General features: G+C 67.9%; 25 protein-coding genes, 2 tRNA genes, 1 pseudogene and 1 riboswitch. Of the genes and pseudogenes, 12 read left to right on the top strand and 16 right to left on the bottom strand.

What is annotated here, in order from left to right; genetic code table 11:
- Positions 1-24: 24 nt before the first annotated feature.
- Positions 25-630 (bottom strand): ATP-dependent Clp protease proteolytic subunit, encoded by a 606-nt coding sequence (locus J3P30_RS10555; protein WP_210480983.1) that lies wholly within the window; start codon positions 628-630, stop codon positions 25-27.
- 170 nt (positions 631-800) lie between these two features.
- Here J3P30_RS10555 and J3P30_RS10550 point away from each other — a divergent pair, with 170 nt between their 5' ends.
- Both J3P30_RS10550 and J3P30_RS10545 read left to right on the top strand, forming a co-directional pair.
- Positions 801-1,148 carry a helix-turn-helix transcriptional regulator gene (locus tag J3P30_RS10550; RefSeq protein ID WP_210480982.1) on the top strand — a complete coding sequence of 116 codons (348 nt, stop codon included), beginning with the start codon at positions 801-803 and terminating at the stop codon, positions 1,146-1,148.
- A gap of 38 nt (positions 1,149-1,186) precedes the next feature.
- Positions 1,187-1,669 carry an SRPBCC family protein gene (locus J3P30_RS10545; protein WP_210480981.1) on the top strand — a complete coding sequence of 161 codons (483 nt, stop codon included), beginning with the start codon at positions 1,187-1,189 and terminating at the stop codon, positions 1,667-1,669.
- Between the two features lie 112 nt (positions 1,670-1,781).
- Here J3P30_RS10545 and tig read toward each other — a convergent pair whose 3' ends face one another.
- The gene (gene tig, locus J3P30_RS10540) at positions 1,782-3,140 is read right to left on the bottom strand and encodes a trigger factor (protein WP_210480980.1); all 1,359 of its coding nucleotides are present in this window, start codon (positions 3,138-3,140) and stop codon (positions 1,782-1,784) included.
- A 47-nt stretch (positions 3,141-3,187) separates the two neighbouring features.
- A tRNA-Pro gene (locus J3P30_RS10535) sits at positions 3,188-3,261 on the bottom strand.
- A gap of 169 nt (positions 3,262-3,430) precedes the next feature.
- On the opposite strand from J3P30_RS10535, the gene J3P30_RS15215 reads away from it, so the two are divergent.
- From J3P30_RS15215 to J3P30_RS10505, 7 genes are all read left to right on the top strand, one after another.
- A complete protein-coding gene (locus tag J3P30_RS15215) occupies positions 3,431-4,117 on the top strand; it encodes a hypothetical protein (protein ID WP_246852756.1) in 687 nt (228 codons plus the stop codon).
- Positions 4,114-4,875: a DNA alkylation repair protein gene (locus tag J3P30_RS10530; protein ID WP_246853270.1), complete on the top strand. Its 762-nt coding sequence runs from the start codon at positions 4,114-4,116 to the stop codon at positions 4,873-4,875. Before J3P30_RS15215 ends, J3P30_RS10530 begins: the two co-directional genes overlap by 4 nt.
- A 32-nt stretch (positions 4,876-4,907) precedes the next feature.
- Positions 4,908-4,981: transfer RNA gene (locus J3P30_RS10525), tRNA-Gly, on the top strand.
- Between the two features lie 173 nt (positions 4,982-5,154).
- Positions 5,155-6,273: a site-specific integrase gene (locus tag J3P30_RS10520; protein ID WP_210480978.1), complete on the top strand. Its 1,119-nt coding sequence runs from the start codon at positions 5,155-5,157 to the stop codon at positions 6,271-6,273.
- Between the two features lie 237 nt (positions 6,274-6,510).
- The gene (locus J3P30_RS10515) at positions 6,511-7,035 is read left to right on the top strand and encodes a hypothetical protein (RefSeq protein ID WP_210480977.1); all 525 of its coding nucleotides are present in this window, start codon (positions 6,511-6,513) and stop codon (positions 7,033-7,035) included.
- Positions 7,036-7,235: 200 nt separating this feature from the next.
- Positions 7,236-7,877 carry an SHOCT domain-containing protein gene (locus J3P30_RS10510; protein ID WP_210480976.1) on the top strand — a complete coding sequence of 214 codons (642 nt, stop codon included), beginning with the start codon at positions 7,236-7,238 and terminating at the stop codon, positions 7,875-7,877.
- 230 nt (positions 7,878-8,107) lie between these two features.
- Positions 8,108-8,305: a hypothetical protein gene (locus J3P30_RS10505; protein ID WP_210480975.1), complete on the top strand. Its 198-nt coding sequence runs from the start codon at positions 8,108-8,110 to the stop codon at positions 8,303-8,305.
- A gap of 479 nt (positions 8,306-8,784) precedes the next feature.
- Here the strand turns inward: J3P30_RS10505 and J3P30_RS15705 are convergent.
- From J3P30_RS15705 to J3P30_RS10485, 5 genes and pseudogenes are all read right to left on the bottom strand, one after another.
- Positions 8,785-9,717, bottom strand: a pseudogene (locus J3P30_RS15705) (ADP-ribosylglycohydrolase family protein).
- Positions 9,718-9,722: 5 nt separating this feature from the next.
- Positions 9,723-9,926, bottom strand: coding sequence for an ADP-ribosylglycohydrolase family protein (locus J3P30_RS15700; protein WP_374058553.1), 204 nt, complete (start codon positions 9,924-9,926; stop codon positions 9,723-9,725).
- A gap of 113 nt (positions 9,927-10,039) precedes the next feature.
- Positions 10,040-10,639 carry a recombinase family protein gene (locus tag J3P30_RS10495; protein ID WP_210480974.1) on the bottom strand — a complete coding sequence of 200 codons (600 nt, stop codon included), beginning with the start codon at positions 10,637-10,639 and terminating at the stop codon, positions 10,040-10,042.
- Positions 10,640-11,228: 589 nt separating this feature from the next.
- On the bottom strand, positions 11,229-11,681 hold the full coding sequence (locus J3P30_RS10490) for a hypothetical protein (protein WP_210480973.1): 453 nt from the start codon (positions 11,679-11,681) through the stop codon (positions 11,229-11,231).
- Between the two features lie 992 nt (positions 11,682-12,673).
- Positions 12,674-13,891 carry a hypothetical protein gene (locus J3P30_RS10485; RefSeq protein WP_210480972.1) on the bottom strand — a complete coding sequence of 406 codons (1,218 nt, stop codon included), beginning with the start codon at positions 13,889-13,891 and terminating at the stop codon, positions 12,674-12,676.
- A gap of 1,533 nt (positions 13,892-15,424) precedes the next feature.
- Between J3P30_RS10485 and J3P30_RS10475 the strand changes: the two genes are divergently transcribed.
- Complete coding sequence (locus tag J3P30_RS10475; RefSeq protein ID WP_210480970.1) at positions 15,425-15,598, top strand: hypothetical protein; 174 nt, start codon at positions 15,425-15,427, stop codon at positions 15,596-15,598.
- 1,482 nt (positions 15,599-17,080) lie between these two features.
- Here the strand turns inward: J3P30_RS10475 and J3P30_RS10470 are convergent.
- Positions 17,081-17,644, bottom strand: coding sequence for a hypothetical protein (locus tag J3P30_RS10470; protein ID WP_210480969.1), 564 nt, complete (start codon positions 17,642-17,644; stop codon positions 17,081-17,083).
- Between the two features lie 190 nt (positions 17,645-17,834).
- A riboswitch (cyclic di-GMP riboswitch) is annotated at positions 17,835-17,913 on the top strand.
- A gap of 11 nt (positions 17,914-17,924) precedes the next feature.
- Between J3P30_RS10470 and J3P30_RS10465 the strand changes: the two genes are divergently transcribed.
- Positions 17,925-18,632, top strand: a complete 708-nt coding sequence (locus J3P30_RS10465; RefSeq protein WP_210480968.1) for a TetR/AcrR family transcriptional regulator — start codon at positions 17,925-17,927, stop codon at positions 18,630-18,632.
- Here J3P30_RS10465 and J3P30_RS10460 read toward each other — a convergent pair.
- The 7 genes from J3P30_RS10460 to J3P30_RS10430 all read right to left on the bottom strand — a co-directional run bounded on the left by J3P30_RS10460 (position 18,629) and on the right by J3P30_RS10430 (position 25,891).
- Positions 18,629-20,047, bottom strand: a complete 1,419-nt coding sequence (locus J3P30_RS10460) for a diguanylate cyclase (protein ID WP_210480967.1) — start codon at positions 20,045-20,047, stop codon at positions 18,629-18,631. The two genes, J3P30_RS10465 and J3P30_RS10460, sit on opposite strands and share 4 nt — an antisense overlap.
- A gap of 53 nt (positions 20,048-20,100) precedes the next feature.
- Positions 20,101-20,916: an alpha/beta fold hydrolase gene (locus J3P30_RS10455; protein WP_210480966.1), complete on the bottom strand. Its 816-nt coding sequence runs from the start codon at positions 20,914-20,916 to the stop codon at positions 20,101-20,103.
- A 313-nt stretch (positions 20,917-21,229) separates the two neighbouring features.
- Complete coding sequence (locus J3P30_RS10450) at positions 21,230-22,225, bottom strand: LLM class flavin-dependent oxidoreductase (RefSeq protein ID WP_210480965.1); 996 nt, start codon at positions 22,223-22,225, stop codon at positions 21,230-21,232.
- Between the two features lie 54 nt (positions 22,226-22,279).
- Positions 22,280-23,755, bottom strand: a complete 1,476-nt coding sequence (locus J3P30_RS10445) for an amidohydrolase (protein WP_210480964.1) — start codon at positions 23,753-23,755, stop codon at positions 22,280-22,282.
- Positions 23,748-24,392: an FMN-binding negative transcriptional regulator gene (locus J3P30_RS10440; RefSeq protein ID WP_210480963.1), complete on the bottom strand. Its 645-nt coding sequence runs from the start codon at positions 24,390-24,392 to the stop codon at positions 23,748-23,750. Before J3P30_RS10440 ends, J3P30_RS10445 begins: the two co-directional genes overlap by 8 nt.
- A 1-nt stretch (position 24,393) precedes the next feature.
- Positions 24,394-25,389, bottom strand: a complete 996-nt coding sequence (locus J3P30_RS10435) for an Fpg/Nei family DNA glycosylase (protein ID WP_210480962.1) — start codon at positions 25,387-25,389, stop codon at positions 24,394-24,396.
- A complete protein-coding gene (locus J3P30_RS10430; protein ID WP_210480961.1) occupies positions 25,382-25,891 on the bottom strand; it encodes a ribose-5-phosphate isomerase in 510 nt (169 codons plus the stop codon). Before J3P30_RS10430 ends, J3P30_RS10435 begins: the two co-directional genes overlap by 8 nt.
- Before the next feature lie 108 nt (positions 25,892-25,999).
- On the opposite strand from J3P30_RS10430, the gene J3P30_RS10425 reads away from it, so the two are divergent.
- A complete protein-coding gene (locus J3P30_RS10425) occupies positions 26,000-26,539 on the top strand; it encodes a YbaK/EbsC family protein (RefSeq protein ID WP_210480960.1) in 540 nt (179 codons plus the stop codon).
- Positions 26,540-26,554: the final 15 nt, after the last annotated feature.

Raw genomic sequence — 26,554 nt, 5'->3', positions numbered from 1 at the left:
TTCTCGTTCCGTTCTCTCGGTGGCTTACAGCTCGCCCTTGGAGGCGGGCTCGAGGGTTCCGCCGCCGCCGGTGACGTCGCTCGCCGACTCGCGGATGTGGTCCACGAAGCCGTACTCCAGCGCCTCCTCGGCGTTGAACCAGCGGTCCCGGTCGCCGTCGGCGTTGATCTGCTCGACCGTCTTGCCGGTCTGCGCGGCGGTGATCTCGGCGAGCCGGCGCTTCATGTCGAGGATGAGCTGCGCCTGCGTCTGGATGTCGCTCGCGGTGCCGCCGAAGCCGCCGTGCGGCTGGTGGAGCAGGACCCGGGCGTTGGGCGTGATGTACCGCTTGCCCTTGGTGCCGGCGGTCAGCAGGAGCTGACCCATGGAGGCCGCCATGCCGATGCCGACCGTCACGATGTCGTTCGGGACGAACTGCATGGTGTCGTAGATCGCCATGCCGGCGGTGATCGAGCCGCCGGGCGAGTTGATGTAGAGGTAGATGTCCTTCTCGGGGTCCTCGGCCGCGAGGAGGAGCAGCTTCGCCGCGATCTCGTTCGCGTTCTCGTCCCGCACCTCCGAGCCGAGCCAGATGATGCGGTCGCGCAGCAGGCGGTCGAAGACGTTGGGCTGCATTACTGGATCAGGCATCGGGGAGAGCTCCTTCTCGTTGAATCCGGTTCCGAATCTATCGAAGCGGGATCGGCCGACCTGCCCTGTTCGCCGTCGGCAGAGAAGGGCGCGGCGGCCTCTTGACCCGGTCCCCCGGCAGGTCTAGCCTGGTTCTATTCAACTGATCGGTTGATCAAAGGAGAGGTTGAATGAGCGCCATGACCGACGAGGAGCTCGATCAGGCGTTCCTCGCCCTTGCGGACCCCACCCGGCGCTCCCTCCTCGCGCGCCTCGCCCTCGGCGACGCGACCGTCGGAGAGCTGGCCGCCCCGTTCGCGATGTCCCTCCAGGCCGTCTCCAAGCACCTGACCGTGCTCGAGCAGGCGAAGCTCATCACGCGCCGGCGTGACGCACAGCGCCGCCCCTGCAGCCTCAACCGCGAGGCGATCGGCCCGCTCGTCGACTGGCTCGACGCCTACCGGCGCCGGACCGAGGAGAGGTTCCAGCGGATCGACGACCTCCTCGCGCGGACCGACGGCTCCTCCCCCACCCCCTAGACGCCGCACCCAACCGCGACAGAAGAAAGGAAGCGACGATGCCCACCACCGACAGCACCATCATCAAGGCCCCCGAGGCCCTCCCGGTGATCGAGATCACCCGCGACTTCGAGGCGCCTCTCGCCCGGGTCTTCCAGGCCTTCACGGATCCGGACCTCATCCCCGAGTGGCTCGGACCGCGCGAGCTGACGACCGTCGTCGACCGATTCGACGCCCGCAGCGGCGGCTCGTACCGCTACGTGCAGAGGGACCCGGACGGCAACGAGTACGCGTTCCACGGCTGCTTCCACACCGTGGAGGCACCGACGACCGTGATCCAGACCTGGGAGTTCGAGGGCTACCCCGGCGAGGTCTCGCTCGAGTACATGCACCTCGAGAGCCTCGGCGACACCCGAACCCGGGGTCACTTCACGAGCCACTACCGCACGCTGGAGGCGCGCAACGGCCTGATCGCGAGCGGCATGGAGCGAGGCCTCCGCGACTCGCACCTCCGCCTCGACGAGCTCCTCGCCCGCGCCTGAGCGCCCACTCCGGCGGCCCGCACGGCCGCGGCCCGCTCCACCACGGGCTGCACGAACAGGACGGGCCGACCCGGAAGATCCGGATCGGCCCGTTCTGGCGTTCAGGGAGGGGTCAGTGCGAGTGACCCTCGTGCTCGTTCGCGTCGCTCAGCGCCTCGGTCGCCGCCGACACGTCGAAGCCGTCCTCGTCGTCGGCCTTCGCCGCGAAGTCGGAGAGGTCGACCGGGTTGCCGTTCGTGTCCACGACCTTCGCCTTGCCGAGGACGAGGGCGAGGGCCTTCGACCGCGTGACCTCGGCGATGACGCCGGGGAGCTGGCCGTTCTGCTGCAGGACCTCGGCGAACTCCTGCGGCTGCATCCCGTACTGCTGAGCGGCCTGGATGACGTAGTTGGTCAGTTCGGCCTGGCCGACGCGGACCTTCTCCTTCTCGGCGATCGCGTCGAGCAGCAGCTGGGAGCGGAACGTCTTCTCGCTGGCCTCGGAGACCTCGGCGCGGTGCTCGTCGTCCTCGAGGCGGTTCTCCTGCTCCAGGTGGCGGTGCACCTCGTCCTCGATGAGCTTCTCGGGGACCGGGATCTCGACCTTCTCGAGCAGCGCGTCCACCAGCTTGGTGCGGGCCTCGTTCGCCTGGGTGAACGTCTTCGAGCGCGCGGCCTGCTCCCGCAGCTGCTCCTTCAGCTCGTCGAGGGTGTCGAACTCGCTCGCCATCTGGGCGAAGTCGTCGTCGGCCTCGGGGAGCTCGCGCTCCTTGACCGCGAGGACCTTGACCGTGATCTCGGCCTTCTCGCCCTCGTGGTCGCCGCCGAGCAGCGTCGACTCGAAGGTGGTCTCCTCGCCGGCGGTGAGGGAGTCGAGCGCCTCGTCGATGCCCTCGATCAGCTCACCGGAGCCGAGCTCGTAGGAGATCGCGTTCGCGGAGTCGACCTGGTTGCCGCCGATCGTGGCGACGAGGTCGATCTGGGCGAAGTCGCCCGTCTTCGCGGGTCGGTCGACCGTGGTGAGGGTGCCGAAGCGCTCGCGGAGGCGCTGCAGCTCGGCGTCGACCTCCTCGTCGCCCACCTCGGCGGCCTCCACGGTCACGGTGACGTCCTCGTAGTCGGGCAGCTCGAAGTCCGGACGGACGTCGACCTCGATGGTGAGCTCGAGGTCGCCGGAGTAGTCCTTCAGCTCGGGGAGCTTCGTGACGTCCGCCTCGGGCCGGCCCAGCGGGCGCAGGTCGTTGTCGGCGAGCGCCTGGCGGTAGAAGCCGTCCATGCCCTCGTTGATCGCGTGCTCGATGACCGCGCCCTTGCCGACCCGCTGGTCGATGATGGGCGGCGGGACCTTGCCCTTGCGGAAGCCGGGAATGTTGACCTGCTCGGCGATGTGCTTGTAGGCGTGGTCGATGCTGGGCTTGAGATCCTCCGGCGGGACGGAGATCGCCAGCTTGACGCGCGTGGGGCTCAGCTTCTCGACGACGGACTTGACCATGTCTGTTCGTTTCCTGCTCTGTGTGGTGAGGTCTGGGGAGCTCTTCGTCGGGGCGACAGGATTTGAACCTGCGGCCTCCCGCTCCCAAAGCGGGCGCTCTGCCAAGCTGAGCTACGCCCCGGTCGTGGCACGACCGCTGCGGCCGGGCGATCGGGACCGCGCCCCGAAAATTGGCCTGGTCGAGTCTAGCGGGTCCGCCGGAAGCGGACCTGGACGAATACGTCCATCCCCCTGGCGGAGCGCAGGAAGGGGAGAGACAATGCGGGCAAGATCACCCCGCGGAGGTCCTCATGACCGCATCGATCGTCTCCCCGCCGTCCTTCCTGCCGACGCTGTCAGCGGGACGGCACCGCAATCCCAAGCGCGGCGCCTGCTTCATGGAGTACGCCTCGTTCCTCGCCGGCGAGCGCTGGAGCGACCATCCGGGCTGCACCCATCCGGTCCTCGGCACGATCGCCCGGGGCGTCAACGACTTCATCTCCGATGGTGCGCGCGACGGCCTCCTTCCGCTCGTGCCGCGCGTCGTGGGGCTGTCGGGAAGCGATCCGCGGATCGCCTTCCGGGTGGCTCTGAGGGCCGTCGTCGGCGCTCTGCCGGTCGCGAGCATGGAGCGGCAGCGGGCCCTCGGCGTCGGCGCCCGGCACGCCCTCGAGGAGCTGCGGCGCCTCGGCGACGACGACCCGGAGGTCCGCCAGCGCGTGGCGGATGCCTTCGCGATGGTGCCGGACGCCGAGGAGTGGAGCCGCCGCTTCTGCGACTCCGTCGGCCACTCGAGCAGCCGCTCCCCCGTCCGCACGGGCGAGGCGATGGCCACGGTGGCTGTGCTCGGCGTCGCGGAAGCCTGCATCCCGGACGTCGACACCGCTCTGCGGAATCTGCTCCAGGAGGCCGTCGACGAGACGGAGCGCACCATCGAGCGCCTCCGGCCGAGCGCACCGACGGCGGTGCCGCGAGAGCCGGTGGCGGAGCGCCGCTGACCGCGGTCACGGCCGAGCAGGTCCGAAAGGAGCTCCGCGAGGTCTCGAACCCGGCCGACGCGGCCGTCCTCGCGGGCTTCTTCAAGGCCGGCCCCGGCCAGTATGGCGAGGGCGACCGGTTCCTCGGCGTCCGCGTCCCGGCGACGCGGCGCGTCGTCGCGCGGGCGGCGGGCATGCCCCTGTCCGAGGTCGGCATCCTGCTCGAGAGCGGGTTCCACGAGGACCGGCTCGCGGGGCTGCTGATCCTCGTCGCCCGGTTCCGCACGGCCTCCGCCAGGCGCACCCGCGACGACGCTGCCCGCACGCGGCTGCACGAGTACTACCTCCATGCGCTCGGCCGCGGGCTCGTCAACAACTGGGACCTCGTGGACACCTCCGCGGAGGCTCTGATCGGCGAGTACCTTCTCGACCACCCGTCCGACCTGCTCCAGCGACTCGCCGGCGCTCCGACGATCTGGGAGCGCCGGGCCGCGATGATCGCCACCTTCGCCTCCACCAAGGCGGGCGATCCGGGCCCTGTCCTGTCGATCGCGTCCCTGCTGCTCCGAGACCGTGAGGACCTGATCCAGAAGGCGGTGGGCTGGATGCTGCGGGAGCTGGGCAAGCGCGTCTCCCGCGACCGTCTCGTGGCATTCCTCGACGAGAATGCCAGCGCCATGGGCCGCACCGCTCTCTCCTACGCGACCGAGCACCTCGACCCGGCCGAGAGGGCGCGCTACCGGGCCCTGCCGCGGATCCCGGCCGAGCGGATGCGTTAGACTCGGGCGCTGTCGCGGCGTGCCGCGGCGTCGGGGACGTAGCTCAATGGCAGAGCCTCAGTCTTCCAAACTGATGGTGCGGGTTCGATTCCCGTCGTCCCCTCCAATCAATACCAGGCCTCACCAGGCATGACCCGTCTCGCGTCGCCCGACGGACGAGGCGCCTCGGGTGCCCCTAGCGTGCCCCTATTTCCCGGGGCGCTGTCGATTCGCCTCGCTCGTCCGTATCACTGTGTAGGACCTCGCTTGAGGATCCGGCGAGACGACGAGGAGACTCCCGTGGCGAAGCAGACGCCCCGACGATTCGAAGATGTGCGGCAGCTACCCTCCGGAAACTGGCAGGCCCGGTATCGAGGACCGGATGGTCGCCGGCGATCCGCAGGCACGTTCACCTCAATGCGCGAGGCGGGGAGGGCGGCCGCGAGGGCCAAGTCGGACATTGAGAGGGGAACTTGGCGTGACGCGTCCGGCGGCGAGAAGCGCTTCGGGGTCTTCGCGGAGAGGATCCTCGAGATCCGTTCAGCCGAGCTCGCGGTTCGCACGGTGCAGGGCTACCGCTCCCTCTTGAGGAAGCACCTCATGCCGACCTTCGGACACATGAAGCTCAACGCCATCACCGTGCTCGTGGTCGACGCCTGGTATGCAAGTGCGGCGAGGAGCATGCCGCCCGTGACCCTCAAGAACACCTACTTCCTCCTCTCCGGCCTGATGCGGCAGGCCGTCCGCTACCGGCTGGTGCGCGAGAACTCTTGCCAGCGCGAAAAGGCAGGGAAGGACATGTCGCGACGCCGTCCCGAGCTTCCAATAGGAACGCAGCAAGCGATCATCGAGGCACACCCGGCCGAGCTTCGGCCTCTGCTATGGCTAACCTTCGGCGCTCACCTGCGTCTAGGGGAGGTTTGCGCGCTGCGACGATCGGACTTGAACCTCGAGGCCGGGACGCTGTTGGTGGAGCGTCACGTTCAGGAGGTCCCGGGAGGTACCGTCGTCACGAAGACCAAGACAGGCAATCGGCGCACGGTGGCGATTCCCGAGCAGGTTCTGGCCCTCCTGGCCGACTACCTCCGCTCAAAGCCGATGCTTCCAAAAGCCCCGCTCTTCACAAGTCCACGCGCAAAGGGCCCCATCCGCCGCCGGTACCTGTACGAGCAGTGGAGGAAGGCCTGCGTCGCTCGAGGCGTGCCGGAGTTCCATTTCCACGATATCCGGCACACAAGCCTCACCTTGATGGCTCAGGCGGGCGCCACGCCCCGCGAGAACATGCAGCGAGCCGGTCATCGCACCATCGCTGCGGCGATGCGATACCAGCACGCGCTCGAGGAGCGTGACCACAGCGTCGCCGCGCGGGCATCCGCGCTGATGCCGTCGGTGAGGGCCGTCGAGTCTCATGCCGGATGAGAGGCGCCCCACGAAGCACATCTGATGCCCCTTGAGCCCACGCGTGCCGCTGCTCCCCCGAGCTTCGTGAGAAGCAACGGGATTCCAGAGGGGCCCAACACGGGCCGCGCCGATCGTCGGACGGGTCCCCCGCCCCGTCCGCTCGGCTTCGGAGACAAGAAGCAACGGGACTCCAGCCGAGGCAACACTGGACTGCGACGGCGGGAATGACAGTGACGAGACTGAGAGGATGCGGAAGTGGACGAAATCGGGGACGACTACCTGGACAAGTCGCCTGACGCGGGGCGCATGGGAAAGGCGGCCGAGTACCTCGTAGCGTCGGTTTGCATTCTCACAACCAGGGGACGCCTGAACGTGTCCACCTCGCTGGTCGACGACGAAGGCGTGGACCTCGTATTCCACCTTCGCGGCTCCACGGCGACCCTCGCCGTTCAGGTTAAGGCGAGGATGGCTGACGGCGCAGTGGTGGGGCGAGGGCGCTTCCAAGCCTTCATTCGCTCAACGACCTTCCGGCCGCGCACTGACTTGGATCTGCTGTTCGTTCTCATCGACAACGCGAAGGGAGCGATCGAACAGGCGTGGCTTGTGCCGAGCCCGAACTTCGAGGCCTCCTGCGGCCGGCCCACGACGAACGATCGCTTCCGATTCTCAGCCTCGCTCAAGGCGGGGACGCAGGACAAGTGGGCTCAGTACCGGCTCTCAGCGGCAGAGTTGCCAGTGCGGATCATGAAAAGACTCGAAGATCTTGAGAACAGCGGCTGACCCCTTTTCGATGCACTTCGGGTGACCAAAGATTTCGGCCAGCAGGGCGCGCCCCTGCGGCTCGCCCGCTGGGGTCCATCGCCTCTCGTCATACCTCGCGGACACGCCGCCCTCGCAACAAGCCGCCGACACAATCGAGAAGCGGCGAACAGCGCGATATACTCCCTTGATCGCCCGGCTGGCAGAGAAGGATTCAGAGCATGACCAAGTTTGGCAAGGAATTCTACCCGACGCCGAAGCCGGGTTTTCTCGGACAGGCAGGCGATGCCATAAGAAAGGCGCAGGCAGACAGGGAAAAGCGAGCCAAAGAAAGTCGGGAGGCCGCCAGCGCCGGCGATCTCGTTCATAGGAACTTTTTTGGTGGTTACACGATCGAGATCTACGAAGGAGGCTATGTACGCGTTGCGCTCCTGATGACTCAGACCACCCCATACGAAAAGCTCCGTTCCGTCAAGCATTCCTTCCAGGTGCAGGACAAGAGCTTCGGCGGGCGTGCAGCGGCCGGCGTCATGACGATGGGCTTGAGTTGGCTCGCGTCTAACGAGAAACGCGTGGTGTTCCTGACGATCGCAACCGATAAGAAGGTGCACACACTTCAGGACACCGGGGATTGGACTCGCCTCGGAGACAAGGCCGCGATGGCTGTGGAGGCTGCCGCCCAGGCCGTTCTGAGCGGTCCGATGGAGCAACGAACGGTTCCCACCAAGTCGTCCATCTCTGCACCGCCCGCGAATGCGAATGTGCTCAATCAGATCAAGAAGCTCGGCGAGCTGCATGCCGCGGGCGTTCTGACTGACGCAGAGTTCAGCGCGAAGAAGTCGGAACTGCTGAAACGACTGTGATTAGCGGCAAGAGGAAGGGAGACCACTTGACGGGGCTTGCGATATTCGGGCTAGTCCTGCTCGCGAATCATGCTCTCACTTATCGCTTGCCGGCTCAGGTCGGTGCCGTACCGCTGTTCGCCTCCACCAGTCGAACATAGCTCGATTTGCCAAGTTGTCAGCACCGATGGATCCTCGATTGTACCAGCCATTGTATTGACCAGTGGTGCGATCGTCTGTATACCGGGGAGATGGCACAGCGGTTCTTCGTCACAACCTCTCACGCGATCGAGGTGCCCGCCTTTGTCGAAGAACGGGACGGCTCGTTCACACCGTTCGAGGAGGCCACCGTCGCCTCGTGCCTGGCGTACGCAGGCAAGGTGCGGACATGGGATTTCCAGCTGGCTCAGAACATGGTGACCGCTCTCGGCTGGCGCGAGCACGCCTAGCAAGCGGTCCTCAACGGGCCCGGGGCCTGCGGCGCGCCGTGGGCCAGGGAACTTGGCCGGCTCGGGAACCGACTGCACTAGCGAGATCAGCACCGACAACGAGGAGCAAGCGCTCCCCGCTAACCCCAACGGCTTGGGGGCCTTGGGGGCCGCCCAGCCGAGATTCTTCTTTGTACTACTTGTTGTTCGCAGGAATTCTTCTCGGGACGTGCCGACGGCCTCCAATTCGCCACCGTCGCTTGAAACGGAGACGGCAGCCATTGCCCCGACCCGTCGGCGAGCACTCCGTCAACTCGACAGTCACTGCGTGAAGGGGAACCAGCGGTGAAAAATAGAGTTACCTAGCCGCCTCTCGCAATGCGGCCAGGAGGAACGGCGCTGGCCTGGCCAGAGGAAGGACGGAATAGATCGCTTGGAGGGCCTCCCTCAGGGGCAGTCCAAGATGGCGCGCTGCGTACGCGACTGCCACAACAGGCGTCCTACCTACTGCGCCCTTCAACACAGTGGACAAGGACCATCCGACCCTCCGCTCGAAGCGCAGCCACAGTGTCAGCCGCGTCGCCTAGCACGAACGACAGGTTCGGGTTCATCTCTGGATCGTCCCGATCGATCAACCAGTACTCGATCACCTCACGGTCGGTCTGGTTTCGACTCACACGGCACAGCGAGACGACAGCGTCGATTTCACCCGGGAGGCGATCCAAGGCAGCAAGGGAGCCGAGCCAGACACCGGCGTCGTGCGGGTGTTGAACGAGGACGTCCGCCCCGGCGCTGTCAAGACGATCGGCGGCGGGCCAACCAAGCTCGTCCGAACGCCCACCATTCGCAGTCAGGATCGCGAACCTGCTCAAATCCCTTGCCCTCAGTCCCGGCCAGCCATGCAGGACACGCCGCCAGTCGCCGGGAAGGGCGGATCCGCCGTAGACAGCGCCGGCCAGGGAGCCAGCGATTGCCGCCACGGTATCGGTGTCGCGACCGCCTCGGACGGCGCTTTTGAGCGTGCCTACCAGAGACGACTCGTGGACGATGGCAGACCAAGCGCCCTGCAGCGCCTGGACCACCCACCCGTTGCCCGGGAAGTCTTGGGGACGCTTCGCCTCAGCTTCCCGAATGAACCGGATCCAACGATCCCGCCGACTTCGCGGCAGGAGCTCGACTCCTGCCAACAACTCGAGCTCCCCAGTCAGTACGGCGCGGCGGATCGCAGAACATCAAATGACACAGGCGTCACCCGCATCAGCTTCATAGTGCGTCATCTCGCTCACTCTGCGCGCGGCGGAAGCAAGGACTGCTTCGTCTGCCAAGTGAGCGAGCGCGACTGGAGCCGTGCGCATCAACGAACCGTTTCCCGCCGACCTGCCGCGATTCTCGTGTAGGGACAGAGCTGCAGCGCGGGCGGCATTCTCCGTCATCTCGTTCATTGAACTGAGGACCGCCGCGTCTGAATCCCTACATCCTTCGCGGTTCGCGACCAACCCGCCCATTGGCTCACGACCCCGTCGAGCGAGGCGCCAGGACCAAATCCTCCGCCGATGGCCCCGAGCTTGAGCAATGGAACAGCCATCGCTGTGTCGTCGGTCCATTCCCCGCGTGCCCATCCGAATCCGCCGCCTGCCCTCATCTCAACGGGCGCTTCATCGGAAAGCGGCGGACCGAATTCCTAAGGCGCTCCTAACGCATCACCGCACGCCATCCCGAGTATTGCGCCGACGGCGCGATCTGTCTGAGCGGGAGTCATGCCCCTATCTCTTGAGCAGCTACGTGCCCGGCGCCTTGCTTCTCGAGCGTCAGCGCCCGGTGGACCGTTGCCTCTCCCACCCCAAGCGTTCGAGCGATTTCGGCGATGCTGTGGCCGCCCGACTGATGTAGGGCGCGAGCGATGGCAATCTTCTTTTCGTCGAGAGCACGAGGTCGCCCGCCCACTCGGCCTTGCGCTCGCGCCGCTTCGAGGCCGGCTCGCGTCCTTTCCACGATCACGTTCCGCTCCAACTCAGCGAAGGCTGCGATTATCACGGTCATGGCCTTTCCCATGGCGCTGGTGGTGTCCACCGCCTCCGTCAATGAGCGGAACCCGACACCCTGTTCGCCGAGATCATCAAGCAGTTCCAGTAGATGCCGCGTATTGCGCGCGAGTCGATCGAACCGCCACACAGCGAGCACGTCCCCCGTGCGCAGATACTCGAGGCATGCCTCTAGTTGCGGTCTCTGACGAGAACCTCCGGATACGCCCTGGTCGCAAAAGACCTTGTCGGCACCAGCCACCGTCAGGGCATCGAGTTGCAGTTGGAGGTTTTGGTCAACGGTGCTGCACCGCGCGTATCCCACTAGAGCCATCAACAGCTCCTCTCGTTCCGATACTCGTCAATTGTATCGCAGTTTGTATCACACCGGTTGGAACGAGTATTGGATCGCGGCGAGCACCTTCGATATGGACGGGTGCGTTCCAGTCAGAGCGGTCCAAATACGACCGTAATTCGACCAACCCAGGAGCGCTGCGCGGTCACACCCGCCAGCACGCGCACGTCTCTGCTGTACAGCGGCCGACACTTGGCAGGTGTACTGATAACGGGCACTCATAACGGCGAAAGAGGGCCGAAGCCATTACAGCCCCGCCCGCCCGACGGACGTCGCGGAAACAGGACGGGACCGCGCTGCGGGTCGGATGCAGGACGCCCGCTCCTACACACGCAGACCAGGGAAACGGAACAGCCCGCGCACGCGTGAGCAGTTCATCAATACCAATATCCAAGCCGCGTTGGAGGCGAAGCGGACGCGACCCGAGTCAGGCAACCCAACTGAACCGGATCGGCTGGCGGCGTGACGACTGAGGTAGTCAAGGCCGCTGTGGAGTTGGGATCTGCCGTCTGTTCCGCTTCGCGCGGTCTCTACCTCTCTGGTGGCGCTCGGCGACCGGTTTGGCATTTCAGGGTTGCTGGAGATAAAGCAGCTTGTCGACCTGCCGCTGCAGGTAGTCGATCATCCAGAGCTCATGCTTCTCGGACTCCAGCCTCCACTCGTGATTGATATCCCGGTACTCCGTGCTTCCCTCGTGCGCGGGCGCCCTCTCCCACTGGCTACCAAGCGTGTCCTGCTTTGACTTATTCAGCCATCCCGGTAGCGCTTGTATGTTCACCGGGTCACGAGCGATCGCTTGCTGATTCTCGTAGGTCAGCGAATTCCATCCTCGCAACAGTTGGGGAAACATCGCGACCGGAATGAAGTGATCCGCATGTAGGGATCCTCCTTCATAGAACTTCCATCTGTTCTCGAACGGGTCGAGATACCACTCGCCGGATCGCGCCCAGTCCTTCTGCTCTTGGCTCGTCCGCGTGCGAGCAAGGTAGTCGACAATATCCTCGCCGCCCGGCTCTTCCATCGGATATCTCGGGACCGACCGAGGGTCCAGGAAACCGGGTCGAAAACTGTTCGGATCTCGGATCCGCCGAGTTACGTCCCACGGTTCAACCATTGGAGATCCTGGCTTGTCCGGTCCGGGCGCATCTATACCAACCCCCTGACCGCCGAAATTCGAAGCGGAGGAGTTATTGTCGGATGACATGGATAGAAGAGTAAGGATGGGAATTCTTCTTAACGCCGCAACACCAAGACGCGCCGCTTGCCGTAATAGCATGTCCATCCGCGCCCTAGAGGTTACCTCAACGACCGTCGGTACACGTAGGCGGCTTCCGTTTTCCCACATTTGCTTGCCCAATGGCCCGTTGCGATAGATGCCACGTCCGTCGATTGGGGACGGGAAGCGATGTCCTCCCGAGGGGCCAGCATAGGTGCCTTGTACTCCGCTCCTGTTGAACTGCAAGGACCCGACAACTGGAGACGCCGGACTCGATGGCTGGCGACTGGAGGAAGAAACGCTTGCGGCCACCCCTCCGGCCTGACTTGCAACGGCGCTGGGTCCGGCGTCGCGCGGGTCAGGTCGGATCGGAGTTCCTTCAGCGCGATCACGTGCGGCCGACTCACCGGTGGGAATCGTTGAGTGGAGGGTCTGGGGAACGGTCCCGGGGGGTGGCGGCGCGGTCGGCGCCGCGCCGTCTGATCGATTCGCCGTGGGCGCAGCCGGCGGAGGGTCAGGACCGAGCTGTGTTGGGGGTGGCGATCCGCTGAAGATGTTCCTGAGTATGTCCAGCGCCCCTTGGGACTTCGATGTATCAGGGGTGACCTGCTTGGACACACCGATGGTGGCGTTTGCGCTCTCGGCCCTCTCGAGGAATACGGCGCCTCCGACGGTTTGCTTCGTATCCTTCTGGTTGGGCTGCAAGTCCTCGAATTTCTCACCGCTCGGTCGACGCGCTTCCGAATCTAGTTCTGGTTCCTCCGTCTGCGGCAGTGAAGGTCGTTCGGTCTCCGAAGTCACGATCGATCCACCGAAAGCCGCATAACGTTGTCAGGTCGCAACGCACCTGCGTACGCCGCCGAACGCTGCTCGGGGTCGGAGATGTCGCCTAGGGCATCTGTCAGGAGCTTTCGTTGATCCACGAGGCTGGTTCGGTCGTCCAGATCCACATCTTGGAGGCCGCGAGCGTACTGATCCAGCGCGTCCACCTGACCCAGCAGGGGTCGAACGTTCGTGTAGTCGGCGATCAGCCTGAAGGAATCCGTGGAGAGAACCTGACGATAACCCGGGCGCCAGCGGTATGCCCGCTGCTTCCCGCTCTGGACGTCGTAGAGAGCCGGGTTCTCCTGAGGCTGCAACGCCGTCACGCCGAACCCGCCTCGGTCACCCTCGAGACCCTCGATCGTGTGCTGGACCGCACCCGCAGAGGAAGCGGCTCCTGAGGCAAGGCCAACCAACCGATGCGCTGCTTCTCGCTGTCCTTGCGTGAGTACGGAATCAAGGAAGGACTGCATCGCAGTCAGCGGCCCCTGTCGCCAACTCCCTAGTCGTCCGTTGCTAAATCCGAGCCGGACGCCCCGGAGTGCAACCTCAACATCGTAGAGTCGTGCCTGACTCGTGAATCGGTAGGTGAGATCGCGTCGCATATTGACGTTGCCAACGGTGCGCGCCTCACCTGATTGACCTCCGGCCCCCATTCCGTGGCCATGCCGATAGAGGTTCGCCCGATTGGTAACAGTCCGCAGCCCGTCCAGCAACGCCTGCCCCAGGACGTCCCGTCCGAGGTACTGCTGCAGGCCTACGTCGACTCCCTCGCCGGCACCCTCGACTTGTAGTATGCGTCGGCCGTGACCTTCGCCAGCATAGACGTCGAAGCAATCCTGCTCTGGTCGGCTAGTAGCGAACGTGCTCGAGGAGTTCAAGAGGGCGCGCTCCAGGGTGTCCGCTGCGTAACTCGACAGAGAGTCCGCCACATGACTACCCCGAATCGGTTCCAAGTCCCGCCAGGAGTTGAGTCGTATCGCTCGGCTCTCGGCGGGGAGCATGGCCACATCGGTGACTAGCTCATCCGCCTCGGGCGGATGCGGCGTGAGGACGAGTTCTAGGTCCTCGATGACGAACAGCGAGGGCCGAGGATCTGTGCTCACCCGCTCCTGAACCAATTTCGGCGACAGCCAGGTCGCTTCGATGGGTACAAGATCTAGTTCGCCGCTCCATCGAATGTGGGGCAACATGGCGACCCCTTGGCTGAGACCCGTCAGGTACTCAGCAAGGCCTGCCACCGAATCGGCCTCGGGAAGCTCCGGGGGTTGGAACGGGAGATCTGCCAGTCCCGATCGTGGGCCGGGCGGGAAGGCCGGTTCATCCGGATGGGGTGTCCACGCAAGTCGCGGGTCCGCGCCTGCCCCGCCGCCACCTCGTCCCCGTGCGGGACCCCACACCATCCGCGGCCTCAGGCCGGAGGACCAATTCCGCAGTTCGGCGGCGGCTTGTAGTCCATTCGTCCATATACCGGAATTAGTTGCAGCCTCCGCGGCCAATGCATCGATTGCCTTCGCAACTGCGAATAGCTGAGCGGATGACGCGCCTTGTTGCCGTAGGAGCGACTGATACACGAGGATTGCACGAGGGACGCGAAACGCGCGGGTGTCTCCGCCCTGCTCCTTTGACTCTATGATGTCGTCGAGGTCGTATCCAGCGTCCAGCGAGCTCTGCGCCCATACGAGTTCTCGCGGAGGCGCGACGCGCATTACTCGCGAGAATGGCACGATCATAACTGCCATCGGTCCTCCCCTTCATGGCGGTGATTCCCTCGCGTTGAGGGCGGTGCCGAACCCCGTGTTCTGTACCCGCCCTCGATGACAAGAACTTCCGGAACGGGTAAGCCCACCCTCGAGGCCGTTCGTGAGCGCGGACAGGGCCAATCGTCCTACCAAGGCGTTGCATGTACTCGGCAGGGACGGCGAAGTTTCTGTGAAGCGAGCAACTCCTGGCTTGATGGAGCTGCCAAGTTCTTCACTGCCGGGGGGTTTCGTGTCTCACGCTCATGCACGTCTAAACGTCGGTCGCCGGGTCTTGCTGGTGCACCGGGTACTCACTGCATCGCCGCCCAGTCGCCCATGTCGCCAAGGAGCTCGGCGTACTCCGTCAGGGCCGCATCGCTGCGTGAAGCGGTTGCGGCAGCAGGGCGCGGCCGGCCCTCCCGGGTCACCCCTTCTCCGCGGTGGCGCCGAGTTGCCGCGAGCGCAATTGCTTACGGATACGCCGGCGGCGCTCGCCCATCGATACGTGCGTTGCGCCACGTGCTCGTTTGCGTGGACCTCTCGACCAATCTCTTCTGCCAGCCGACCGGAGTCCGCGCTGAGCGGGCTGAGCGCCCGTGCGTAGCTAGCTATGGCCCTGTGAGAGGGAGGGCTCGCCTGCTCCTGCGTCCGATCAGATCGGGTGCGCTTCCTCATGGAAGTCGCAGGCGAGTTCGACGGTCGTCTCCGGCGTACTTCCCTTCGGAGGCGGTGAGCGAGGTTCCGGAAGCCCGCTCTCGCCGTCCAGCACAAGATGAGCGAAGGCGGGCGGCCCAACTCGCTCCAGCGAGGAGGAGTGCACACCGGGCCATCGGTCGCAGAATCAGGCGGCTGTCGAGATCGCCACTCGCTCCACCACGTCAGCGAACTCCGGCTGCTCGAGCCGACGCAACTCCTCTGCGAGCAAAGCCCCGCGGATGGTGTCCTCTTTATGAGCCTCTGAACCGCGATCGCGAGCGCCTCCCCTTGATCCAGCAGATCGGCCACGCCCTCGTCGTCCACTCCGAATTTGTCGAAGATGACGCTGAGGGCTCGCATCTCGCCGTCGCCGGCACGCACCGCAGCGGGATGATTCCCAGCGGCGGCTGCATCGAGCCGGGCGGCACGAGCTCCATCTGCAACGTCCATGACCCGCCGTAGCAGATCCCCTACCCTGATGGCGTTACCTTCACGCAGGGCTTCTCGGACTTCGGGGCCGAGGTGCCGGCTTGTGTGTCTGTAGAGACTGTCGTCAGATACCGCGAAACGACGCGAAATCAGTTGAACGCTGAGACCGCTCATCAGCGCACCCTCGATTTCCGCACGGCGGCCGTTGTAACAGATCGAGCAGTAGCGACCAGCCATGCTTCCCCCTTCTTCCTCCCAGGGGCAACTATCGGCAGTTCTCGCACCGACAGCCTTGGGTCGCACTGTGCAGCGCGGCCGCCCGATGGCTACCTGCGCTTGGAGCGCTTCACCTCGGTCGCGTAGCAGCCGCAGGATCTCGTCACCCCTGACTGAAGGTTGCTGCCCATCACAGCCTTTGCAGGGGACCCGCACTCGCACTGCACGAGCCACCGACGCTGGCGGTGGCCAGCAGGACTCACGTAGTCCTCGACTCGGCCCAGGACGGTGAGTCTGCCGTACTTGCGGCCGGTGCGGTCCACGGGCTTGCGCATCATGTCGTCGTTCGGGTCGTCAAAGGCCACTTCGGACTCCTCTTCTTGGTCCTGCTCTTCGCGGTCGCTCGTGTAGCCGCGCTTTCGTAGAGATGACACGAGGGCAGTTCGAGGTCGCTGGTCTCTCTCTTGACCGGCTCTCGTCTGGGTTTTCTGCTCGCATGCCCCTGATCAGTGATACGGGCGTGATTGCCAAATCGCCAGCCGATTGCCCGGCGGAGTATCGGGGTCTGCGCCCGCACCTACTCACCTGCACCGAACGACCTGGCGAAAGGAAGAGTAGGGTGACCCCGACATTGATGTGCCGACCGTCGGCGCTTGCGCGCGGTGGCGTCAGCCGGGTCGTCTCCTGTTCCCGCCGGGTGTTGACGAGGCCGTGTGGAAGAGATCCGTCAGGCGCCTCTGCTTGGCGGTCCACTCCTGGATCAGTTACTCAGCGCCGCCACTCGTAGCGCTCTCGAGCCTGCTGTCTTGCTTTGAGCCTTCGGTACTCTGCCGCCCTCTGCTCCGCCGCAAGATCTCACAGGGGGAAACGTCCCGCTTCCACTACCCAACGACTTTCAGACTGACGCAGGCCGGGTCCGCACAGGGGGGTCTTCAAACCTCGTGTCGTAGTTCCAGCCGGCCGGTTCACGGCCCAAAGCCGTGTGGAGTCGCGGTGGCCGTCACGATGCCCGAGCAGGTCACAGCCCGCGCGCATTCACACCCCGCGAGCCGTCGAGGCCAACCTCGCAGGCCAGGCAAACCAGCGCCAGCCGCCTCCGGAAGCAGCACCCGTGGGGATCTGAACCGTTACGTGCCCCGTTCGTGCCCCTAATCACATAGGCTCTACTGCGCGGCCGCCGCGAGATAAATCAAGAAGTATGCCGGTGAGATCAGTGCCTGGGCGACATGTCGTAGCCCTCGGATAAGTCTTCCAAACTGATGGTGCGGGTTCGATTCCCGTCGTCCCCTCCGACTCCCCTCAGCCCGGGTACGGCTCGTGCCCCTCCACCGGCCGCAGTCCGAAGGCGGCGACGATCGCCCGTGCCGAATCCGCGGGCGCGCTGCTGTCCGTCGCGATGGAGAGGTCCGTCGGGATCGGTTCTCGCCTGGTCCACCCGTCTCCCGTCGCACGGATCCGGCGGAGCGTCTCGACCGAGGCGAGCTTCCGGTAGGCCGCTCGATCCGGGTTCTCGATGCGTGCTTCCTGCTCGGCCTCGGACACCGTCAGCTCCACGAACACGACCCGTCCCCCGTTGTCCTCCACCGCGCGCCGAGCGCGCGACGGGAAGTCGGCGGGCACCGTCGGCTCCGGTGTGAACGTGAACACGAGCGAGCGGCCGGCGAGCGCCGCCTCCGTCAAGGTGCTGATCCAGAACCGGTCGCGTAGCCGCACGAAGGGGGCGCTGCCGAACGGGAACACAGCGAGCAGCGTGTCCACCACCAGGTGGTTGTGGAACAGCGCGAAGCCGGTGCTCTCGGCCAGGGCACGGGCGGTGGTCAGCTTCCCCGACGCCGCCGGGCCTTGCAGGAAGACGAGCTCCATCGGCCGACCCTAGCGCGGCTCGGCCCGGCCGCCGTGCTTCTACGCGAGCCGTGCGAGGCGGTCAACCCCCGGATGCGTGGGAGCCGCGTGTCGGCGCCCACCCTTGTCCCGGTCGAACCCCCGGCGTAGCGTGACGATCCTCCCCGGACGCGGCGGCACCGCCTCCGCCCCGGGGAGATCCCCGCCACCTCACCGACAAGGGCAAACCCGGCGTAAGCCGGCGACGCAAAGCTACGGGACCTCCTCTCGAGGTTCGCCGGGCCGCCGAAGAGAGAAGAACGTGCTGAACCCCCGTGAGCGAATCCTGTCCGCCGCCTACCCGCTCTTCGCCGAACGCGGCCTCCGCGGCGTCAGCGAGGAGAGCATCCGGGAGGCCGCCGGCGTCACCCAGCAGGAGCTGACCTCGGCCTTCCCCAGCACGGAGGCGCTCGCCGCCGCCTGCGTCGTGTACCGGGAGCGCGAGTGGACGATCGCCGTGACGGAGGCCGCCGCCCGCTCCCGGGGCACTGACCCCGAGTCGCGCCTGCTCGCCGTCTTCGACGTGCTGGAGGAGTGGTTCCAGAGCGAGGAGGAGGAGGCCATCCCGTTCCTCGAGGTCCTCATCGACCTCGGACGGGACAACCGCCAGGGCCGGCCCGACGTGGCGCACCTGGCGCACGTCCGCGCGGCCCTCGCACGCCTCGGCCGGGAGGCAAGCCTCCGCGAGCCCGAGGCCTTCGCGCTGTCCTTCCACGTGCTGCTCAAGGCGTGCATCCTCAGCGCTCTCGAGGGCGACACGCTCGGCGGCGTGCGCGCCCGGGAGCTCGGGCGCGAGCTGATCGTCCGGCACCGGCAGGTGCCCCGGGAGCCCGTCGCGACCCCGGGCGCGACGTGGTTCGGCGACCCCTCCTTCGACCTCTACGAGAGCGAGGGCCCGCGCCCCGTCGCCGCCACGAGCTTCCTCGACTGGTACGACGACGCCTCGTTCGAGGACCGGCTCGGCGACTAGTCCGCGCGCCGCGATCCGGCCGGCACCGTCACAATCTTCGTCCGGTCCTTGCCGCTGCGCTTGGCCTCGTACATCGCCTGATCGGCGCTGCGGATCAGCTCCTCCACCGGGACGGGCATGTCCCCGAGCGGCACATGCACTGCGACGCCGACGCTCGCCGTGATGCTCATCTCCTCCGGGACCCCGGGGATGGGCGCCCGCAGCGCCTCGGAGATGCGCTGCGCGACGCGCGTGGCGGCTCGAGCGTCCGTGTCGGCGCAGACGACCATGAACTCGTCGCCGCCGAGCCGCCCGATCGTGTCGCTGCGGCGGATCACTCCCCCGAGGCGCTTCCCCACCTCTTCGAGGACGAGATCGCCGACATGATGGCCGAACCGGTCGTTGACGCTCTTGAAGCCGTCCAGATCGACGAAGACGAGCGCCATCGACCGGCCGCTGCGCCCCGCCTCCACGACCGCGTCGGCCACGCGATCCTGCAGCAGGGCGCGGTTCGGCAGCCCGGTCAGCGGGTCCTGCAGGGCGAGCTCGCGCAGCGTCCGCTGCAGCGCGATGCGCGTGAGGGCCTGTCCCGCGAGCCTGCACAGCGCGGCCTGAAGGTCGAGCGTGTGATCGTCGAACTCCCGGCGCCGCCCGAAGAAGCACGCGAGCACCCCGGCGGCGGCGCCGTCCTCGAGCAGGACCGTGACGCTCTCGGCCTCGACCCGCGCGGCGCGGAAGACGGGCGCGAGCCGGGGGAACTGCGACTCGACCTCCTCCAGGCTCCGCAGAGCGGCGACGCCCTCCCGGAGGGCTCGCAGCTCCGGTCCGTCCTTCCCCAGCGATACCGAGTGACCGGCCGGGTGGCTGCCGCCGGCGACCTGCAGGTCGCCGCCCTGCAACAGGAGGACCGCGCTCGGCGCGGCGTCGAGGGCGCGCCCGGCGACGTCGGCCAGGGCCTCCGCGACGGCCGCTCGCGTACCCGTCTCGCCGAAGAGCGTGGCGGCATCCTGCAGCACCCGCACGTGCGCCTCCGAGCGCTCCGCCTCCCGCCGAGCCGCGAGCAGCTCGCGCTCGTAGTCGTGGCGCTGGGTGGTCTCGAACACCGCGAGCCGGACGACCGCGTCCCCCTCCGGAGTCGTCGACGTGATCGCGTTCACGAGGACCGGGAAATCCTCGCCGTCGGCGCGGCGAAGCCGCAGGGCGAGCTCGCGGACCTCGCCCTGCAGGGCCAGCACCGGGCGGTAGCGGGTCTCGGCGAACAGTCGGCTGCCGGTCGTGAGCAGAGCGTCGAAGGGTCGCCCCCTGACCTCCTCCTCGGGATGGCCGGTCCAGTCGAGAAGGGTGCGGTTCACGTGCAGCACGGTGCCGTCGGGGCTCGTGACGAGGAGTCCGCACGGGGCGTGCTCGTACAGGTCCTCCGGGGGGATCCGGGGCATGCCCGATCCCGAGGCGCCCGTCATGTCGCGCGAGTGGTCATGTCGGAGCGGGCTCACGCCAGGAAGGAGCGGATGGCCTGGACGAGCTCGTCGGGCGCCGAGAGGTTGGGGCAGTGCCCCGTGGCGTCGAGCACCGTGAACCGGCTCCCGCGGATCTCCCGATGCACGTACTCGCCGACGCTCTGCGGTGCGATCAGGTCGTCGCGGCACTGCACCACGAGGGTCGGGACCGAGACGTCCCGCAGATCGCGCCGGTTGTCGGACAGGAACGTCACGCGCGCGAAGTGCTGAGCGATCGCGGGATCCGTGCGGCAGAAGCTCGCAACCATCTCGGCCCCGAGCTCGGGTCGCTGCGGGTTGCCGATGATGAGCGGCGCCATGGTCGACGACCAGCCCAGGTAGTTCGCGTCGAGCGTGTCGAGCAGGGCGTCGATGTCCTCCTGGCCGAATCCCCCGGCGTAGCCGTCGTCGTTCACGTAGCGGGGAGAGGGACCGACGAGCACGAGGGCGCCGAAGCGGGAGGGCTCGCGGGACGCGGCGAGCACCCCGATCATCGCGCTCACGGAGTGGCCGACGAAGACGGCGTCCTCGAGGTCGAGGGCCGCCAGGATCTCGAGGACATCGTCGGCGTAGCCGTGGAGGGAGTCGTACTTGCGCCGGTCGTAGGCGGTGAGGTCCGAGCTGCCGGCGCCCACGTGGTCGAAGAGCACGACCTGGTGATCGGTCTCGAAGTGCGGTGCGACGAAGCGCCACATCTCCTGGCTGCATCCGAACCCGTGTGCGAAGACGATCGGCCGGGCTCCGGGCACGCCGGAGACCGCGACGCTGTGCCGGGCTCTGACGCTGTCCTCGGCGACCGTGACGGGCATCCTGAACCTCTCCTCGGGATCGGCTGAATTGGCCATTGTCGAGCACAACCTCCGCATCGACAAGGGCGACAGGGCCCACGAGCATCTGCTCGGGGACGATTGCGGCGCAACGCGGACACCCGGGCCCCGCATCCCGACAGCTCGGCTCGGTCGCCTGGTCGTTCCGCATCACCGCGACGGTCCCGTGGCGGTTGGCGAACGCCGGCCGGTATCCGTGCGGCTTGAAGGTCTCGAGAACCCGACATCGGCGAGCGGATCATCGCCTCCGCTGCAGGGGGGACCTCCGCGACGCCGCCGCGACGCTGGCGTCGGCCTAGGCCAGGGCGCGGAGGGTGTGCTGCCGGGTCGCCAGGTCCGGACCCTGGGGCACGACGATCACCTCGTTTGCCCGGGTCGCCTCCACGAGCTCGTCGATCCTGCCCCGCACGACCGGGAGGGACCCGATCGCCTGGGTCGCGATGCGGTCGTCGAGGTAGTCGATCTCCGCGTCCGTCCAGGAGTGCGCCTCCGCCTCCGCGAGGGTCGGCATCCGGCCGGGCCTGCCCGACCGCAGCCGCGCCATGGACAGGGTGCCGGGGCGCATCAGCCGGCGCGCCTCGTCGTCGGTGTCGGCGACGAGTGCGGCGACCGCCACCATCGCCTGCGGCTCCGCCAGCACGACGGACGGGGTGAAGGCGCGCCGGTACAGGTCGAACACGCGCGGGGTGTTCCGGCCGCCCGCGAAGTGGTGTGCGAATGCGAACGGCAGGCCCATCATCCCGGCGAGGCGGGCGCTGAAGTCGCTGGACCCGAGCAGCCACAGCTGCGGGGCATCGCCGGCGCCGGGAACGGCGACGATCCGGCCGCCCTGCCCGCCCCGGAGGGGCGGGATGGTGCCGAAGTAGGCCAGCAGCTCGAGGACCTGGTCGGGGAAGTCGTCGGCCGTCTCGGACGTGTGGCCGCGGCGCACGGCGGACGTCGTCAGCGGGTCGGTGCCCGGCGCGCGACCGAGGCCGAGGTCGATGCGGTCGCCGTGCAGCGCGACGAGAGTCCCGAACTGCTCGGCGATCACGAGGGACGAGTGGTTCGGCAGCATGACCCCGCCCGAGCCGACTCGGATGCGCTCCGTCGCCGCGGCGATCGCGCCGATCAGGACCGCGGGAGCGGAGCTCGCCACGCCCGGCATCCCGTGGTGCTCCGCGACCCAGAACCGGCGGTACCCGAGGTGGTCGGCGGTCCGGGCGAGGGCGATGGTGTCGGCGAGCGCCTCGGCGTGCGAGGACCCCTCGACGACGGAGGCGAGATCGAGGACGGAGAGAGGAAGGGACATCCTCCCTGCGAACCCGGGCGCCGCTCGGCGCATTCCCCCGGCGCCGCGGACGGGCTACAGCACGGAGTGGGTGATCCGGCCCCCGAGCAGGGTCGCGGCGACCGGCATCGTGCGCAGCTCCGCGGCCGGCGCGGCGAGGGGATCGCGGTCGAGCACCGCGAGGTCGGCCACGTCGCCCGGCAGCACGTCCCGACGACCGCGGGTGGAGGCGGCGAGCGCCTCCTCGACCCGGATGCCCTGCTCGGGGTGCCACGGCGGCCGCTCGTCGGCCGTGCGGTGGACCGCCGCGGCGATGCCCTGCCAGGGGTCGAGGGCCGCGACGGGGGCGTCCGAGCCGAGAGCGAGGACCGCGCCCGCGTCCAGCAGCGATCGGAGGGGGAAGGCGCGGGCCGTCCGCCCCGCCCAGTGGTGGTCAGCGGCGTCGCGGTCGTCGGGGGCGTGCGCAGGCTGGGCGCTCGCCACCGCGCCCAGGCGCGCGAAGCGGGGAAGGTCGCCGTCCGCGATCAGCTGCGCGTGCTCGATGCGCCCGGGTGTCCCGATCAGCTCGAACACGTCGAGCGCGACGCGGTTGGCGGCGTCCCCGATGGCGTGCACGGCGGGGAGGATCCCGGCCCCGGTCGAGCGGCGCAGCAGGCCCTCGAGCTCCCGCTCCGGCACGGTGAGCAGCCCGTGGGGGTCGGGCAGTCCCTCCGGCTCCGGGTACGGGTCGAGGCAGAAGGCTGTCCGGGTGCCGAGGGAGCCGTCGATGAGGACCTTGAGGAAGCCGGCTGTGAGGAGGCCGCTCCCTCCCACCGGATCCCCGGTCCGGAGTCCCTCGCCGATCGCCCGGTCGAGGTCGGGCGGGTAGATCGCGAACTGGACGCGCAGCAGGTCGGCGCCCGCCGCGAGCCGGCGGAGCCACACATCGCGGTTCCAGGTCATCTCGAAGTCGACGACACCGACTACCCCTCGGGACGCCGCCTCGGCCGCGGCGGCCGCGGCCCAGTCGTCGACGAGATCGTCCGGGAGCTCGTTGAGCTCACCCTCGACCCGGAACGCCTCCTCCTCGCGCACCAGGCCGTCGTCGCCGGTACGCGCCCCCAGCCTCCGGGCCGCGGCCGTGCTGAGCCACACGGAGTGCAGGTCGGCGTTGACGAGCACGACCGGCCGATCGCCGGCCGCTCCGTCGAGGAGCGAGGCGGAGGGCCGATCCGGCCAGTTGGCGTCCCGGAAGCCGACGCCGACGAGCGGACCCGCAGGCGGCATCCCCTCCTGCTCGAGGTGGAGCCGGACGAGGTGCGCGGCCTCGGCCGCGGACTCGGCGCGAGAGAGGTCGAGGCGCCGCCGGTACAGCGTCCACTGGGTGAAGTGCACGTGCTCGTCCCAGAGCCCGGGCACGACGAAGCGTCCGTCCAGCTCGACGCGTTCCCCGCCCGGATCCGTCCCGGCAGGCGTCACCGCGCCGATCCGGCCCCCGAGCAGCGTGATGTCCCAGAGTCCCTCGCGCCCGGGACGTCGCCCGCCGGCCAGGGTGAGGGCCGGCTCAGCCATTCCGCGCCTGGCGCAGCCTCTCGTGCGTCCGTCGCATTTCGGCGGCGAGCGCCGGCTGGGCGTACGGCCCGTCCCCCTCGAGGTTCTCGATGATCCTGTCGACGATGGCCGCGGGCCGGTTCTGGCTCAGCTTGGACTTGGCCACCACGCGGGTCGGGGTCAGGCGGAAGCCGACGGTGCCGGAGCTGATGCGCTGGGCGTAGGCGGCGTCGGCGGGGGTCCCCTCCATCCTGCGCGGCTCCGGGAGGGCGTCCTCGAAGAAGTCGACGAGGCGGCCGAGGACGCGGTAGTTCTCCTCGGGCTCGAGGACCTCCGGCACGCCGTAGAGGTGGGCGACGACGAAGTTCCAGGTCGGCACCGCGGGGTTCGCGTCGTACCACCCGGGCGACACGTACCCGTGCGGCCCCTGAATGACGACGAGCACCTCGGTCGTGCCGAGCTCGTGCAGCAGGTCGTCCGGCCGCCCCACGTGACTCACGATCGAGAGCTGCTCGCGCTCGTCGTCGAGCATCACGGGGTAGTGGGAGGCGACGAGGCCCTGGTAGGTGGCGCTGACCAGGGTGGCCCAGGGGTTCTCGCGGATGAGCCGCTTCAGCTCCTCCGGGTCCTCGAGCGTGAAGCTGGGGTTCTGCCTCATGTCACCGCCCCGCTTCGGGCCGGATCTGCCATCCCGGGGCCCAGTAGAGGTTGCGGCCGCCCATCTCCTCGATCACGACGTTGCCGTCGCCGCGAGGGCTCGGCAGGCCGTGCCGCTTGTAGACGTAGTGGCGCTCCTGCTGGTCCGCCATCGCCCGCGCCCACTCGTCGTCGGACAGCCCGTCCTTCGTCATCATCTGCCCCGTCCGGACGCCGAGCTCGAGCAGGCGCGCCCAGTCCCGCCACAGCTCGCGCAGGACGTCCTCGGGAATCTCCTTGCCCGGCGTGTACGGGTCGAGCCGGGCCCGGAACAGCAGCTCCGCGCGGTAGACGTTGCCGATGCCGCTCACGACGCTCTGGTCCATGAGCAGCAGGCCGATCGGCTTGGCGGTCTTCCTCACCGCCCGGACGAACCGCTCCTCGGCCTCCGGACCCGCGTGCACCAGGGGGTCGGGGCCGAGCTTGCCGATGATGACCCGCACCTGCTGCGGGTCGAGGAGCTCGCACGCGGTGGGGCCGCGGAGGTCGGCGACGGCCGTCTCGGTGAGCAGCCGGACGCGGACGGCGCCGACCGGGTCGGGCGGGAAGGAGTCGAGGACCTCCTCCTTCTCCTGCTCCGCCATCCGCAGGCGCCGAGGGGCGCCGATGCTCCCGCCGAAGTCGAGCGGGGTCGCCTCCTCGTACTGGTCGAGGAACGTCCCCTTCTGGTTCGTCTGCCCCATCCGTCCGCCGGAGGACGCCACCGTGGCGTCCGTGCTGATCTCGCCGGCGAAGTCCCACGCCCCGTAAAGGCCCAGGTGGACGTGCAGGATGCGATCGTCCTCGAACTCGAGGAAGAGGTGCTTGCCGACGGCGCTCGCCGCCAGCATCGTCCGCCCGTCCAGCTGGGCGGCGCCCTCCGCGAACCGGCCCTGCGGGCTGGACGCGGCGATGCGGTGCCCGACGAAGTTGTGCCGGAACTGGATCGCGATCCGGTGGATCGAGTGACCCTCAGGCATCGACGCGGGCGATCCCCGGGGTGTGCTCGCCCGGCTCGATGCCGCCGGTCTCCTCGAACTCTGCGAGCTGAGCGATGCGCCGGGCGTGCCGAGGATCGCCGGAGAACGGCTCCGCGATGAACGCGTCGATGAGGGCGGTGACCTCCTCGAACGAGTGCTGGCGGGCGCCGATCGAGATGACGTTGGCGTCGTTGTGCTGACGGGCGAGCTTGGCGGTCGAGTCGTTCCAGACCAGGGCGGCACGCACGCCGTCGACCTTGTTGGCGGCGATCGCCTCCCCGTTGCCGGAGCCGCCGAACACGACGCCGAGGGTCTCCACGCCGACCTTCTGGTCGCGCACCACGGCCTGAGCGGCGCGAATGATGAAGGCGGGGTAGTCGTCGAGCGGGTCGAGGACAGTCGGGCCGTGGTCGACCACCTCGTGGCCCGCCCCCTCCAGATGGCCCACGAGCTGCCTGCTGAAGTCGAGTCCGGCGTGGTCCGTGGCCAGGTGGATCCGCATGGCGCCAGTCTATTTCCGCTCGCTCCTCCGGTATCCGGGTTGCTTCCAGCGGGATCCGTCCTCGTCATGAGCCCGGAGTCCCTCCGCGGGGGTCGGTAGCGTCGGAGGGTGCAGTTCGGACGCCTCGCCTTCTCCCCCGTCACCGGCGATCCCGCCCCCCTCGCTCCTGCCGTGCGGGACGCCCTCGCCGCCCTCGACGCCCCGCCCGTGCTCGTCGCGCCCATCGACGCCTCGGTCGCCGACACGGCGGCGTTCTGCGAGCGCTACGACATCGCGATGGAGCACGGCGCCAACTGCGTCGTCATCGAGGCGCGGCGCGGGGACTCCGTTCGCTACGCCGCCTGCATGATTCTCGCGACGGAGCGGATCGACGTGAACGGAGCCGTGCGACGGCTGCTCGACGCGAAGAAGGCGTCGTTCGCCGGCATGGACACCGCCACGTCCCTCACCGGCATGGAGTACGGCGGGATCACGCCCATCGGGCTGCCGGTCGACTGGCCCGTGTACGTCGACGAGGCCGTCGCCGCCGGCGACCGGCTCGTGATCGGCAGCGGGATCCGCGCCTCCAAGCTCCTCGTGCCGGCCTCCTTCCTCGCGTCCCTGCCGAACGCGCAGGTGGTCCCGATCGCCAAGCGCCCTCCGGCCTGACCGAGGCGGACCCGC

Origin of the sequence: Naasia sp. SYSU D00948, assembly GCF_017916515.1 — a bacterium.
Lineage (GTDB): Bacteria > Actinomycetota > Actinomycetes > Actinomycetales > Microbacteriaceae > Naasia.
This window is presented reverse-complemented; position numbering and strand designations above follow the sequence as displayed.

What these genes read in the sequence shown, in the direction of transcription:
- J3P30_RS10555 (WP_210480983.1), bottom strand. Translation starts at nt 630, where the DNA reads ATGCCTGATCCAGTAATGCAGCCCAACGTCTTCGACCGCCTGCTGCGC.
- J3P30_RS10550 (WP_210480982.1), top strand. Translation starts at nt 801, where the DNA reads ATGAGCGCCATGACCGACGAGGAGCTCGATCAGGCGTTCCTCGCCCTT.
- J3P30_RS10545 (WP_210480981.1), top strand. Translation starts at nt 1,187, where the DNA reads ATGCCCACCACCGACAGCACCATCATCAAGGCCCCCGAGGCCCTCCCG.
- tig (WP_210480980.1), bottom strand. Translation starts at nt 3,140, where the DNA reads ATGGTCAAGTCCGTCGTCGAGAAGCTGAGCCCCACGCGCGTCAAGCTG.
- J3P30_RS15215 (WP_246852756.1), top strand. Translation starts at nt 3,431, where the DNA reads ATGACCGCATCGATCGTCTCCCCGCCGTCCTTCCTGCCGACGCTGTCA.
- J3P30_RS10510 (WP_210480976.1), top strand. Translation starts at nt 7,236, where the DNA reads ATGACCAAGTTTGGCAAGGAATTCTACCCGACGCCGAAGCCGGGTTTT.
- J3P30_RS10505 (WP_210480975.1), top strand. Translation starts at nt 8,108, where the DNA reads ATGGCACAGCGGTTCTTCGTCACAACCTCTCACGCGATCGAGGTGCCC.
- J3P30_RS15700 (WP_374058553.1), bottom strand. Translation starts at nt 9,926, where the DNA reads ATGAGGGCAGGCGGCGGATTCGGATGGGCACGCGGGGAATGGACCGAC.
- J3P30_RS10495 (WP_210480974.1), bottom strand. Translation starts at nt 10,639, where the DNA reads ATGGCTCTAGTGGGATACGCGCGGTGCAGCACCGTTGACCAAAACCTC.
- J3P30_RS10490 (WP_210480973.1), bottom strand. Translation starts at nt 11,681, where the DNA reads ATGGAAGAGCCGGGCGGCGAGGATATTGTCGACTACCTTGCTCGCACG.
- J3P30_RS10485 (WP_210480972.1), bottom strand. Translation starts at nt 13,891, where the DNA reads ATGTTGCCCCACATTCGATGGAGCGGCGAACTAGATCTTGTACCCATC.
- J3P30_RS10470 (WP_210480969.1), bottom strand. Translation starts at nt 17,644, where the DNA reads ATGGAGCTCGTCTTCCTGCAAGGCCCGGCGGCGTCGGGGAAGCTGACC.
- J3P30_RS10460 (WP_210480967.1), bottom strand. Translation starts at nt 20,047, where the DNA reads ATGCCCCGGATCCCCCCGGAGGACCTGTACGAGCACGCCCCGTGCGGA.
- J3P30_RS10455 (WP_210480966.1), bottom strand. Translation starts at nt 20,916, where the DNA reads ATGCCCGTCACGGTCGCCGAGGACAGCGTCAGAGCCCGGCACAGCGTC.
- J3P30_RS10450 (WP_210480965.1), bottom strand. Translation starts at nt 22,225, where the DNA reads ATGTCCCTTCCTCTCTCCGTCCTCGATCTCGCCTCCGTCGTCGAGGGG.
- J3P30_RS10445 (WP_210480964.1), bottom strand. Translation starts at nt 23,755, where the DNA reads ATGGCTGAGCCGGCCCTCACCCTGGCCGGCGGGCGACGTCCCGGGCGC.
- J3P30_RS10440 (WP_210480963.1), bottom strand. Translation starts at nt 24,392, where the DNA reads ATGAGGCAGAACCCCAGCTTCACGCTCGAGGACCCGGAGGAGCTGAAG.
- J3P30_RS10435 (WP_210480962.1), bottom strand. Translation starts at nt 25,389, where the DNA reads ATGCCTGAGGGTCACTCGATCCACCGGATCGCGATCCAGTTCCGGCAC.
- J3P30_RS10430 (WP_210480961.1), bottom strand. Translation starts at nt 25,891, where the DNA reads ATGCGGATCCACCTGGCCACGGACCACGCCGGACTCGACTTCAGCAGG.